We start from the raw sequence: 13,254 nt of genomic DNA, 5'->3' as shown, positions 1-13,254 counted from the left end.
AAACTACGTGTGACCGCGGGCGTTTCGAGCTGCTTTCTTTGGTTACTTTCTTTGCAGCAGCAAAGAAAGTGACTGCCGCCCCGCACAGGGGCAGTGCTAATAGACCGGCAACGCAAAGGGATCCGGCGAAAAAAAACCAAAAACCTCAAAGCCCAAGATACTGCCTAACCGCCGGCAGGCCATCCTTACCGTCAAGAGTCTTCACGCCTGCGAGCCAGGCATCCAGCACCTGGGGGTTCTGCTTGAGATAGGCCTTCGCCGCCTCCTGAGGCCGCTCCTTGTTCATCACCGGCTGCATCAGCCGATTCTCCAGATCCGTCGTAAAGCGCAAATTGGAAACAAACTTCCCGGCATTCGGGCAACGCGTCAGAAAATCCGTATTCGTCAGCGTGTACACGCGCGCTTCGCCGTAGTTCGGCCCGAACACATCATCCCCGCCGGAGAGATAACTGATCTTCATCTGGATGTTCATCGGATGCGGCTCCCAGCCGAGAAACACCACCGGCTTCTTCTCGCGGATCGCACGCTCCACCGTCACCAGCATCCCCGCCTCGCTCGACTGCACCAGCTTGAATCCGCCCAGTCCGAACTGGTTCGTGTCGATCATTTTCTGGATCTTCGCGTTCGCGCTGCTGCCGGGCTCGATGCCGTAAATCGTGCCGCCCAGCTCATCGCGATGTTTCGCGATATCCGCAAACGTCTTGATGCCCGCGTCATATGCATAGCTCGGCACCGCCAGCGTCGCCTTCGCGCCCGACAGATTCGGCGGCTCCAGCTTCTCGATGCTCTTCGCTTCCAGGAACGGCTCGACCGCCTTCTGCTGCACCGGCCACCAGTAACCAAGCGACACATCGATCTGCTTGCTCTTCAAGCCCGCGAGCGAAATCGGCACCGATGCGACCGTCGTCCGCGGCGCATAGCCCAGCCCTTCGAATACGACCGACGCAAGCGCCGTCGTCGACGTGATGTCGGTCCAGCCGATATCGACGAAGCGCACCGTGCGGCAGCTCGCATCCTCCGCGTGCGCGCCCTGAGCGGCAGCCAACGCGGCGCACGCGCCGGCAAAAAGCAGTGTGGAAATCAGGCGTTGTCTCATGGCGAGCCTTTCGTTGAGAGTTGGATCGATGCGCCGGTTCGAGTGCCGGCGTGCATACAAAGTAACGCCGCATAAAAGCGCCCGAACGCCCGCTTGCGACCGCGACTTGACTGCCTGCGACCTGCCCCGACATACCGTTCATGCACGCTCGTTCGCATGCGGCGAACATTACACGTAAGCGCCTTGTAATGAGGCTTTTTTGCTCATATCCGAAAGATCGGCGCCAATGGTGTTAACACCCATTGAGATGAACAGTCCGTCCGCGAAACGTATTTATTGCCGCCGTTCGGTATCCGAAGCATGCGCGACGCGCTTGTGCAAGATCAATCTTTGCCGAAACGCCACGGCCTCTGTGGTTGGTCGCACATTGCCGCGACGTGCGGACGGTTATTGTTCGGGAAAGAGATAGCTCGTCTCGGCAGCGACGCGGCTGAAAGAAACGCAAAGCTTTCGCAGTGGAGCTTGCCGCGAAGTCTGCCGGGAACATAGCCGTTCGATACACGCTGCCCAAAACTAAGGTGCCTGGATAATGGACCGTCAAGACGCCATCCGAGAGAGCGCGCGGCTCTACGCGCGAGAACCGCTTTACCTGCCTTCCGCCGAACAGATTTCCGCATCGCGCATGACAGCCTTTGCACAGGCTTTCGAAAAGGCAACCGGCGCGCACTTCGCCGACTATTCGGAACTGCATGCTCACTCGGTGCGTGACTATCGCCAATTCTGGAAATGCTTTCTCGAATCGGCGCACGGACTCGAATGGTCAGGTTCCGACGAGCCCGTCTGCATCGGCAACCAGTGCGAAACGGCGCGCTTCTTCCCCAACGTCTTACTGAACTACGCCGAGAATCTGCTCGGCAAGCGCATCGCGCCCGACGACGCGCCCGCGATCACCTCCTGTTTCGCCGATGGCCGCCGCCTGACCTACACGCGCGGCGAATTGCGCGAGCGCGTCGTGCGTCTCGCGCAGGCGCTCTCCGAACTCGGGCTGAAGGAAGGCGACCGCGTGGTCGCGATCATGCGCAACGACTGCGAAGCGATCACCGCGGCGCTCGCCGTGACCGCGCTCGGCGCAACGCTCTCGACAGCCGCGCCGGAAAACGGCGTGCAGGCGATTCTCGATCGCTTCGCCCCGCTCGATCCGACGTTCATGTTCGCCCACACGATGCAGCGCCCCTTCGACACGGGCGGCTCGCTCTCGGGGCACGTTGCCGCCGTGGTCGCGCAATTGCCGTCGCTGACCGATGTCGTCTGCCTCGACGACACCGAACTGCCCAGCACGGTGACGCAGCGCCAGCACGAACTGCGCGCGCTGATCGCACATGGCGACGCGATGCGCTTTGCATGGAAGCGCTTCCCGTTCAACCATCCGCTCTTCATCATGTTTTCGTCGGGCACGACCGGCAAGCCGAAATGCATCGTGCACGGCGCGGGCGGAACGTTGCTCGAACATGTGAAGGAGCATCGTCTGCACAGCGACTTCGGTCCCGGCGACAAGCTCTTTTTCCACACGAGCTGCTCGTGGATGATGTGGAACTGGCAAGTGTCGGTGCTCGCGTCGGGCGTCGAGATCGTCACGTACGACGGGCCCGTCGCCGCCGTCGACACGCTCTGGCGTCTCATCGCGAACGAGCGCGCGACCGTCTTCGGCACGAGTCCCGCCTATCTGAAGATGAGCGAGGATGCGGGCATCGAGCCTGCCGCGCAGTTCGATCTCTCCGCACTGCGCGCGATGATGTCCACGGGCGCCGTGCTCTACGACTCGCAATTCGAGTGGGTTTACAAGCACGTGAAGCAGTTGCAGTTGCAATCGATTTCGGGCGGCACGGACATCATCGGCTGCTTCGTGCTCGGCAACCCGAATCTGCCTGTCTATGCGGGCGAAGCGCAGTGCAGAAGCCTCGGCCTCGACGTGCAGGCGTTCGATCAGGGCGCGAGCACGATCATGCCGGGCGAGCTCGTCTGCACGAATCCGTTTCCGTCGCGTCCGCTCGGCTTCTTCGGCGACGACGACGGCTCGCGCTTCCACAAGGCGTATTTCGCCGCCAACGAAGGCGTGTGGACGCACGGCGACGTGATCGAGTTCTCGCCGGAAGGCTCCGCGCGCCTGCACGGCCGCAGCGACGGCGTGCTCAACGTGCGCGGCATCAACGTGAGCCCGGGCGAGATCTATCGCATCCTGAGCGAGATTCACGAGATCCGTCATGCGATGGTCGTCGCCCAGACCGGCGCCAACGCGGGCGATGCCGGCCAGCGCATCGTGCTGCTGCTCGTGCTGCGGCCGGGCGCGCAACTGAACGCGGCGCTCGCCGCGCGCGTGCGCCGCGACTTGACGCGCAAAGGCTCCGCCGCGCTCGTGCCCGATGTCATCGTGAAAGTCGATGGCCTGCCTGTCACGCACAACAACAAGCCATCCGAAGCCGCCGCGCGCGATGCGGTCAACGGCCTGCCCGCGCGCAATGTGTCGTCGCTGGCCAATCCGGAATGTCTCGATCAGATTCGCGAGCATCCGTCGCTCACCCGCGCGAAACGCGAACTGCCCGCGCCGGGCGAATCGATCGACGCCATCGAAACGTATTTGTGCGCGCTCTGGGAGCAGCATTTCAGCTTCTCGCCGATCGGCCGCGACGACAACTTCTTCGAGCTCGGCGGCCATTCGCTGCTCGCCGCGCGCATGCTCGCCGACGTGCAGCGCGCGACCGGCCGCGCCCTTCCTCTCTCGACGATGATCGTCGCGCCGACCATCGGGCGACTCGCCGCCGTGCTCGCCGCCGAACCCGGCGCGCGCACCGCGGACTCGACGCTCGTGCAGATGCGCGCGGGCGTCGGCCGGCCGATCTTCATGGTGCACAGCATCACCGGCTCCGTGATGGAGTGCCTGACGCTCGCCGGCATGGTGCAGAACGAGCGGCCCGTCTACGGCCTGCAGGCGCTCGGCCTCGACGGCGATGAACCGCCGCAGCACAGCGTCGAGGAAATGGCGCGCGGCTACGTGCTGCGCATGCGCGAAGTGCAGCCGAGCGGCCCGTATGCGCTCGTCGGCTATTCGTTCGGCGGACTGGTCGCGTTCGAGATCGCGCAGCAGCTCGTCGCGGCGGGCGAAAAGATCGAAATGCTCTGCCTGCTCGATACCTACATTCACACGCACTGTCTGCCCTTCTCGCTGTGGACGCGCTATCAGGCGGGCGTGTTCGTCGAACGTCTGCGCGAACTGCGCTCGCTCGAAGCGGGCGCGCGCATCGGCTTCGTGCGCGGCAAGGCGGCGGCGCTCACCGGCCGCGTGCGCGGGCGCATGGGCAAGGAGACGCACCGGCCCGCGAGCGACATCGCGGATCTGCCGCCCGTGCTCCAGCGCGTGCGCGATTCGATGAACGTCGCGATGGCGACCTACAAGCCGCGCCGCTACGACGGCGGTCCGATCGTCTACGTGCGCGCGACGCTGCTCGACGAATCGCGCAGCGATCCGCTGCCGGTGTGGCAGCGCGTCGCGAAGCAGGGCGTGCGCGTGATGCCGGTCATCGGCAGGCATACCGACCTCGTGGTGGAGCCGCATCTCGCCACGGTCGCACAGACGCTCACGAACGCGCTCGCGAGCGCCTAGACCCGCGTGTAACGTCATCGCGATCCGCCCGTCCTACGGGGCGCGCCGGATTGCGCGCGTTTATTGTGCGCGCTAGGGTGGAAGGCTTGCTCATCGACGAGCCTTGATCATCGACCGATGTCCGCTCCCCACGATTTCCATTTCCTGTTGCTGCCCGAATTCTCGTCGATCGGATTCATGTCCGCGATCGAGCCGCTGCGCGTCGCCAATCGCTTCGCGGGCGAGCTGTATCGCTGGCACATTCTCAGCGTCGACGGCGGGCCGGTCGCCGCGAGCAACGGCATCACGCTCAACGCCGAATGCGCGTTCGATCAGGTGAACGATGCGCGCACGGTGTTCGTCGTGTCGGGCTTCGAGCCGCTGTCGGGCTACACGCGCGCGATCGGCGACTGGCTCAAGCGGCTCGATCGCGCGGGCGCGACGCTCGGCGGCATCGACACGGGCAGCTTCATTCTCGCGCAAGCCGGCCTGCTCGCGGGCAAGCGCGCGACGCTGCATTGGGAAGCGGCCGCCGCGTTCACCGAGCGTTATCCGGCGATCGCGACGAGTCAGGAGCTTTTCGAAATCGACACGCGGCGCATCACGTGCGCGGGCGGCACGGCATCGATCGATCTGATGCTCGATCTGATCGCGCGCGAGCACGGCGCGGAGCTCGCGGCGCAAGTGTCGGAGCAGTTCGTGCTGGGGCGCATCAGGCAGCGCTCGGATCATCAGCGCATGCAGATCGCGGCGCGCTACGGCATCCACAATCGCAAGCTGATTCAGGTCATCGAACTGATGGAGCAGCACATGGAGGAACCGCTGTCGCCGGATGCGCTCGCCGAGTCCATCGGCGTGACGCGGCGGCAACTCGAGCGGCTCTTCTGCGCGTCGATGAAGGACACGCCGACGCATTTCTACCTCGGCCTGCGCCTCGTGCGCGCGCGCGAACTGCTGCATCAGACCGACATGTCGATACTCGCCGTGTGCGTCGCGTGCGGCTTCGAATCGCCGTCGCATTTCTCGCGCACGTATCGCGCGCGCTTTCACACGAGCCCGCGGCAGGACCGCAGCGCATTGCGCGCCGTCCCGCCCGCGCGGCTCGCTGCGGCTTAGAACGAATGCCGCATGCCGATACGTACATCCGACTGCGTATTCGACGACGACGGCGTGAAGCTGTAGCCGATCACTGCATCGATGGGACCGGACGCGCGCAAGTAGTCGCCGGAGACATAGACGTCAGTGCGCTTCGAGAGCAGATAGTGCAGGCCGAGCGAGCCCTGATTCCAGTGATTGCCTTCGAAGCGCGTGTGCTGATAGCCGCCGTAGAGACTCAGGTCGGGCATGAAGCTGTATGACGCGCCGCCTTCGTAGACCTGCATGTGCGAAGTCTGGCCGAGTCCCTTGATAGTCGTGTACGTGAAGTTGCCCGACAGCATCAGGTCGCCGATGGTCCACGCCGCGCCCACGGCGAACGCGCCCTGCTTGTCGACGGGAAACGGCGTCGAGCTATAGAGATCGGTGACGGCGCCCGTCGTCGGGTTGACCGATACCGTCGGCTGGCCGAGGAACGTGCGCGCGCCGATCATCGCGTAGGGATCGAACGCATAGATGCCGTTCGGGTTGTTCAGTTGCGTGTACGCCGCGCCGACATTAAAGGTGTTCGCCGCATAGTGCGCGCCGACGCTCCACGCGCTGTTGCGATGGAAGTCGCCCGCCTGATTGCCGAACGAATACATGCCGCCGAACGTGAAGCCGCCGAAGTTGTTCGACAGGAACTTGATCGAGTTCGGCAGACGGTCGCCGTTCATGCGGTCGAAGTCGCCCTGGTGGATCGCGTAGCCGCTCGCCCACGCGGAGATGTTGTAGAGATAGACGAACTCCTCGGTCATGTCGAGCTGATTGCCGAGCGATACCGTGCCCCACTGGTTCTTCAGGCCCACATAGGCTTGCCGGCCGAATTCCGCGCCGCCGAAGCCGAGCTGGCCATTGCCGAGATGAAAGCCCGATTCGAGCACGAAGACCGCCTGCAATCCGCCGCCCAGATCCTCGGTGCCACGAAAGCCGATGCGGTTGCCGTAGGAAATGCCGTCGTCGAACTTCACCACGTGCGAGCCGCCTGTGTTGCTGACCCACGTGACGCCTGCATCGAGAATGCCGTATAGCGTCACGCTGCTTTGCGCATGCGCCGCCATCGGTACGCTCGCCGCGCCCGCTGCGAACGCGAGGCCTGCGATCTTTGCGGCATGTCCTTTTCTCATGTGCTGTCCTTTGCTCGTCCTGATCGATATTGCGTTGGAAAAAGCGATGCCCTGCCTCGCGCGCACGGCGTGAGGACATATCGCAAGCTGACGTTGCCGGAGACTACGTTTGATCTGCTACGGAATGCGATGAAGCTGTGTGCCGCTGTCGTAAAAATAAGGGTCCATATATGTCGCGGCTCGACCGGGTGCGACGCAAATCTGTCCAGTTGCGACTACTGCAATGCTGTGTTTCACGTCGAGAGAACAGCGGCGATTTCGGACATGCCCGATAGTCGCGACGGGGCACCGCTCCGCATACTTCGGAATATGTAAAAAAGCTGCATTCCGTCAGTCCCGCATCAGCGATCAGGGCCGAGGCCGCCAATTTTCAGTGGTCTTCGGGAACGCTGCCTGCCCAACCCTTTGCTTTCCGAACTGCCGTGTCATCCTTTCCTCTCGTCACTGTCGTCATTCCCGCCTTCAACGCCGAGGCCTATATCGGCGAAGCCATCGCCTCCATTCAGTGTCAAACGCTCGAAAGCTGGGAACTCATCGTCGTGGACGATGGTTCGAGCGATCAGACGCGGTCCGTCGCCCGCCACGCAGCCGGCGGCGACCCGCGCGTCCGTATCATTCGCTTCGACCGGAACCAGGGCATCAGCACGGCGTCGAATGCGGGCTTCGACGCGGCTCGAGGCGAGTTCATCGCTCGTCTGGACGCGGACGACAGAGCGCTGCCGCATCGGCTGGCCGCTCAGGTCAACGCGTTCAGAGAATGTGACCGGCTGGCAGTCGCCGGATCGCATGCCCGCGTATTCGGCGACGTACCCGACGGCATCGCGCATTGCGCGATGGGCGACGGCAATATCAAGGCGCGCCTGCTCGACGGCGCCAACACGATCAGCGGCGGTACACTCATGGTGCGGCGCGCCTTTGTCCGCAAGCATCACGTCCGGTTCGACGACCGCTCGGCCAGCGCCGAAGACCTGGACTACCTCACCTCGGTGATGGCGGCCGGCGGCAAGCTCGCCAATGTCGACCAGGTTCTCACGGAGCACCGGTCGCATCGCGGCAGCTTCACGAACAGCCGGACGGACATCGCGGAACCGTGGCTTCAGACCGCACGGCGACGCCTGCTGTCGCTCTGGTATCCGTCGCTCGATCCGAGCGACATCGATCTCGTCCTGGCGCCGTTCCTGAGCGTCTATCCGGGCTCGACGGACGCCATGCTCACGATCGTGCGCGCAATCGACAGATTCGTCGCCGCCAGGGCGCGCGATCTCGGACAGGACGTTTCCATCGTGCAGGAAATCGTCATCGACCGGCTCGAAAAAATGCTCGGCATCTATATCGACAACAAGCTCCTCGATGCGTCGCACGTGCAGGCCATGCGCTACCTCGTTTCGCCGCGCACCGCTTCGGCGTTCGACGCGCTCGAGCTCTGAGCCGGCGACTCCCCGCGTCTCACTCACTTCACGCCGAGCGCGGTCTGAACGGCTTCCAGCCCGTTGCCGCCGCTCGCCGTGGTCACGCCGTCCAGCCATGACTTCAGCAGCTCCGGATGACGCTTGAGCGCATCCGTGGCGGCTGCATCGACATGGGTCTTCTTCTCGAGCACTTCGGTGATCACGCCGTTTTCCAGATCGACGTTGAACGCCATCTGCCTGAAGAGCCGGCTCACGTTCGGACATTGCTGCTCGTAGCCGCTGCGCGCCACCGTGTTCACCGTCGCGCCGCCGTAGTTCGGGCCGAAGTACTTGTCGCCGCCATCGAGATAGGCGAGCTTGAACTTCGTGTTCATCAGATGAGGCTCCCACGCGAGAAACACGATCCACTTCTTGTCGCGCACCGCGCGCTCCACTTGCGTGAGCATCGCCGTTTCGCTCGATTCCACGAGCTTCCAGTCGCCTAAGCCGAAGGCCTTGTCGTCGACCATGTGCTTGATGTTCTGATTCGCGGGCGCGCCCGGCTCGATGCCGTAGATGCGGTTATCGAACTTGCCGGCGTTCTTCGCGAGATCCGCGAACGAATGCACGCCGGCCGCCGCCACATAGTCCGGCACCGCGAGCGTGAACTTCGCGTTCGAGAGATTCGGGCGCACCACGTCGATCGACTTCTCCTCGAAGAACGGCTTCACGAGCGGCGCCTGCGCGGGCATCCAGTTGCCGAGGAACACGTCGATCTGCCCTTTCTTCATGCCCTGATAGGTGATCGGCACCGACAGATTCGCGACGTTCTGCCGATAACCGAGCGCCTTGAGCACGATGCCGCTCATCGCGTTGGTCGCGTCGATGTCGGTCCAGCCCGGCCCGGCCATGCGCACCTGCGTGCAGGACTGCGGTTCGGCGGCGAACGCATGAGAAGCCGCGCAAGCGAGCGCGGCGGCGAAGAGCGTGCGGATGAAGCCCTTTTTCATGGTGCGATCCTGATGGATGTGGTGTGGGGATTGCGGCCGATGCATCAGTGCTCGACGCTGGGAAAGCGCGCCATCGCTTCGAGATCGTCCAGATCGATGTGATTGCGCATGTAGCGCTGGCTCGCATCGACATGAGGCTGCCAGTCCCATGACTGAATCGTGCCTTGCGTCGTCGCGGCGAAGTGGAAATGACGGCGACGCTGGCTCGTCAGAACGTCCTGATGCAATGCGTCGAGATTCCAGCGGCGCGCGATCTCGGCGCGGAACTCGGCCACTTGCGCGGCGTGACGTTCATCGCTCGCGAGGTTCTCGCGCTCGAAGGGATCGGCTTGGACGTCGTAAAGCTGATCGGGATCGACGCGTGTGTGGATGAACTTGAAGCGGCCGCGCCGGATCATCACGATGGGCGCGATCGCGCCTTCCGCGAGATATTCGCCGATCGCTTCGTCATGCCCGCCGGTCTCGCGCAAGTGCGGCACGAGGCTCTGACCATCGATGCTATCGGGCCATGTCTGCGGCGCTTCTCCGCGAGCGAAGTCGACGAGCGTGGGCAGCACATCGAGATGCGAGACCGAATCCTTCACGCGATGCGCGCGGAACTGCTTCGGCGCATGCACGATGAGCGGCACGCGGCAGCCGCCTTCGAAGAACGTCATCTTGTACCAGAGGCCGCGTTCGCCGAGCATTTCGCCGTGATCCGACGTGACGATGATGATCGTATCGTCCGCCAATCCGGCCTCGTCGAGCGCTTCGAGAATCGACGCGAACTGGTCGTCGACATAGGACACCGCGCCGTAGTACGCGCGCCGTGCGTTGCGGACCTGGCGCTCCGTCGGCGGCGTGCGGTCGGCTTCGTACACATGGCGCAGACGCTTCGAATGCGGATCGCAGGCATCGAGCGAATCGCGATACGAAGGCATGTCGATGTCTTCATCGCGATACAGATCCCAGTACTTGCGCGGAATCGCATACGGGTCGTGCGGATGCGTGAGCGACGCGACCATCATGAAGGGACGCGCGTCCTTGCCCGCGTTGCGCTCGCGTGCGATATCGAAAAGCTTTTGACGCGTCGTGAAGGTCACTTCGTCGTCGAAGTCGAGTTGATTGGTGCGCACGCACGGGCCCGCATCGATCACTGAGCCCATGTTGTGATACCAGGTCGGGCGTGCGTCGGCGTTCTGCCAGTCGGGCGTCCAGCCGAAATCGGCGGGATAGATATCGGTCGTGAGGCGTTCCTCGAAGCCGTGCAACTGATCCGCGCCGCAGAAATGCATCTTGCCGGAGAGAATCGTGCGATAGCCTTCGGCGCGCAGATAGTGCGCGAAGGTAAGCGATTCGGACGGAAATTCGGCGGCGTTGTCGTACGCGCCGATGTTCGAAGGCAGCTTGCCCGCGAGAAGCGAAAAGCGCGACGGCGCGCACAGCGGGCTCGCGCAATACGCGGAGTCGAACACGACGCCTTCGCGTGCGAGCGCGTCGATGCGCGGCGTCTTCGTCACGCGATTGCCGTAGGCGGAGAGTGCGAAGGGCGTGAGCTGATCGGCCATCAGCACAAGGATATTTTGTTTCGTCTCAAGCATGAATGCGTGCCTCGAATAGAATCGTTCACTGAGCGTTCGATGTCACTATTGCCGTTCAAATCGCGGCTGTGAAGACAGCATTTCGTTATGCGCATATAAGGGGCACTTATGTCGCGGCAAGAACGCCTGCCACCGATGCAGGCGCTGTTGATGTTCGAATCCGCCGCGCGTCTCGCGAGCTTTACGGCCGCCGCGCGCGAGCTCGGCTCGACGCAACCCGCCGTGAGTCAGCGTGTCGTGCAGCTGGAAGAGTCGCTGGGCGCGGCGCTATTCGAGCGCGGGCATCGCGGCGTCACGCTGACTGACGACGGCGCGCGTCTTTTCGATGCGGTGCGTCATGGGCTCGATGTGATTCGCGCGGCGACGTCGGATATCCGCTCGCGTCATGCGCAGCGCACGCTCACGCTGTCCACCGACTTCGGCTTCGCCACCTACTGGCTGATGCCGCGCCTGCCGCAGTTCAAGGCGCTGATGCCCGACGTCGACGTGAAGATCATCACGTCGCAGAGCTTGCCGAGCGCATCGGGCGATCATGCCGATGTCGTGATCGTGTTCGGCGACACGCAAGCGGACTGGAGCGGCAAGAGCGCCGTAAAGCTTTTCGCGGAGCGCGTGATGCCGGTGTGCAGCCCGGCGTTGATCGCGGGCAGAAGCGAGCCTGTGTCGCCCGCCGATCTTCTGAAGCTGCCGCTGCTGCATCTGGAGCCGACATTTCCGGAGCGCTGGCTTTCGTGGAACGCATGGTTCCAAGCACACGGTCTCGCCGCGCCGCCGACGCATGGCGGCTTCACGTTCAACAGCTACGCGCTCGTCGCGCATGCGGCAGTGATGGGCCAAGGTGTGGCGCTCGGCTGGGCGCCGCTCATCGACGAACTGATCGCAACGGGCCAGCTCGTCGCGCTCTGCGATGCGCCGCTCGTCACCGATCGCGGCTACGTGCTCGTGACGCAGCGCGAGCCGTCCGCGGCAGTGCGAGCGTTCAGCGAGTGGCTGCTGGACGAATGCGACGTCGCCGGCTGACGTTTTCGTACTATTTACGCGGCGGTTCGCTTCTATCCGGAAGGCGCGTGGGTTTGCTTTACTAGCGCGTACGCTCGCCGCATTTCGCGGTGCTGCAACCATTCGAATGTGGAGCACGCATGGCAGCCGATACCCGCTTTGATCAACTGGTGCTTACCGTTTCGTGCCCGAGCGCGGCGGGACAGGTCGCCGCCATCGTCGGCTTTCTGGAGCGGCATCACGGTTATATCGACGAACTCACTGTCTTCGACGACGATCTCTCGGAGCGTTTTTTCGTGCGTTGCGTGTTTCATGGCGCGCGGCCTGAGGAGACGCTCGATCTCGCGATGCTGAAGCGCGAATTCGAGGCGATCGCGGCGCGTTTCTCGATGTCCTGGGCGATGCACGATCTCGCCGTGCGGCCGAAGGTGCTGCTCATGGTGTCGAAGCTCGAGCACTGTCTTGCGGACTTGCTGTTCCGCTGGCGCATGGGCGAGTTGAAGATGGATATCGTCGGGATCGGGTCGAATCATACGGATCTTGCGCATCTGGCGGAGCAGCATGGCTTGCCGTTCCATCATCTGCCCATCACCGCCGATACCAAGGCGCAGCAGGAAGCGCGCTTGCTCGATCTGTTCGAGACTTCAGGCGCCGAATTGATGGTGCTTGCGCGGTATATGCAGATTCTTTCGGGCGAGACGAGTCGCAAGCTCGCCGGGCGTGCGATCAATATTCATCATTCGTTTTTGCCGGGGTTCAAGGGGGCTAAACCCTATCATCAGGCGCATACGCGTGGGGTGAAGCTTATCGGCGCGACGGCGCATTTCGTTACCGATGATCTTGATGAAGGGCCGATCATCGAGCAGGAAGTCGAACGGGTCGATCATTCCTATGGGCCGGAGCGGTTGCTCGCCACCGGGCGGGATGTGGAGTGCATTACGCTTGCACGCGCCGTTAAAGCGTTTATCGAGCGGCGGGTTTTTATCAATGGGGAGCGGACTGTGGTTTTGCGTTGAGCCGTTGTTTGCTTGCTTGTGCTTTCGCCGGGTCCCGTTTTCTTATCGGTCTATTTGCACTGCCCCTGTGCGGGGCGGCAGTCACTTTCTTTGCTGCTGCAAAGAAAGTAACCAAAGAAAGCAGCTCGTTCAGGCCCGCGGTCACACGCAATTTGGGTAGTCCTCTCGTCCTCGGTGGCACTCGCCTAAAGAGTGCCCTCGAAGGCCCCAACGGGCTTGGATCGCGCACGGTCTGACTAGCCGGTCATTCTAGGGCGCTGGTTCAGCACGAAAGAGTTCCGGCACAGCGCTGCGCGCTGCCGCCGGGTCTGCGAGGGAAACCATTGG

The 13,254-nt window shown here is 63.2% G+C and carries 9 protein-coding genes; 5 read left to right on the top strand and 4 right to left on the bottom strand.

The window, feature by feature from the left end:
- Window positions 1-145: 145 nt before the first annotated feature.
- Window positions 146-1,096 carry a choline ABC transporter substrate-binding protein gene (locus AWB76_RS31650; protein ID WP_061164056.1) on the bottom strand — a complete coding sequence of 317 codons (951 nt, stop codon included), beginning with the start codon at window positions 1,094-1,096 and terminating at the stop codon, window positions 146-148.
- Window positions 1,097-1,625: 529 nt separating this feature from the next.
- Between AWB76_RS31650 and AWB76_RS31645 the strand changes: the two genes are divergently transcribed.
- Together AWB76_RS31645 and AWB76_RS31640 are read left to right on the top strand one after the other, a co-directional pair.
- Window positions 1,626-4,694 carry an acetoacetate--CoA ligase gene (locus AWB76_RS31645; protein WP_061164055.1) on the top strand — a complete coding sequence of 1,023 codons (3,069 nt, stop codon included), beginning with the start codon at window positions 1,626-1,628 and terminating at the stop codon, window positions 4,692-4,694.
- Window positions 4,695-4,811: 117 nt separating this feature from the next.
- Window positions 4,812-5,789, top strand: coding sequence for a GlxA family transcriptional regulator (locus tag AWB76_RS31640; protein ID WP_061164054.1), 978 nt, complete (start codon window positions 4,812-4,814; stop codon window positions 5,787-5,789).
- On the opposite strand, the gene AWB76_RS31635 is transcribed toward AWB76_RS31640, so the two are convergent.
- Entirely contained in the window at window positions 5,786-6,934 is a 1,149-nt protein-coding gene (locus AWB76_RS31635) for a porin (protein WP_061164053.1), read from the bottom strand. The two genes, AWB76_RS31640 and AWB76_RS31635, sit on opposite strands and share 4 nt — an antisense overlap.
- A gap of 422 nt (window positions 6,935-7,356) precedes the next feature.
- On the opposite strand from AWB76_RS31635, the gene AWB76_RS31630 reads away from it, so the two are divergent.
- Window positions 7,357-8,361, top strand: coding sequence for a glycosyltransferase family 2 protein (locus AWB76_RS31630; RefSeq protein ID WP_061164052.1), 1,005 nt, complete (start codon window positions 7,357-7,359; stop codon window positions 8,359-8,361).
- 23 nt (window positions 8,362-8,384) lie between these two features.
- Here AWB76_RS31630 and AWB76_RS31625 read toward each other — a convergent pair whose 3' ends face one another.
- Complete coding sequence (locus tag AWB76_RS31625; RefSeq protein WP_061164051.1) at window positions 8,385-9,332, bottom strand: choline ABC transporter substrate-binding protein; 948 nt, start codon at window positions 9,330-9,332, stop codon at window positions 8,385-8,387.
- A 44-nt stretch (window positions 9,333-9,376) separates the two neighbouring features.
- Window positions 9,377-10,912, bottom strand: coding sequence for a choline-sulfatase (gene betC / locus AWB76_RS31620; RefSeq protein WP_061164050.1), 1,536 nt, complete (start codon window positions 10,910-10,912; stop codon window positions 9,377-9,379).
- A 108-nt stretch (window positions 10,913-11,020) separates the two neighbouring features.
- Here betC and AWB76_RS31615 point away from each other — a divergent pair, with 108 nt between their 5' ends.
- Both AWB76_RS31615 and purU read left to right on the top strand, forming a co-directional pair.
- Entirely contained in the window at window positions 11,021-11,932 is a 912-nt protein-coding gene (locus tag AWB76_RS31615; RefSeq protein WP_061164049.1) for a choline sulfate utilization transcriptional regulator, read from the top strand.
- A gap of 119 nt (window positions 11,933-12,051) precedes the next feature.
- Entirely contained in the window at window positions 12,052-12,927 is an 876-nt protein-coding gene (gene purU / locus AWB76_RS31610) for a formyltetrahydrofolate deformylase (RefSeq protein WP_061164048.1), read from the top strand.
- Window positions 12,928-13,254 lie beyond the last annotated feature (327 nt).

The sequence above is a fragment of the Caballeronia temeraria genome (genome assembly GCF_001544795.2).
Classification (GTDB): domain Bacteria; phylum Pseudomonadota; class Gammaproteobacteria; order Burkholderiales; family Burkholderiaceae; genus Caballeronia; species Caballeronia temeraria.
The sequence above is the reverse complement of the archived record's forward strand: the minus strand, read 5'-3'. Positions and strand labels throughout refer to the sequence as shown.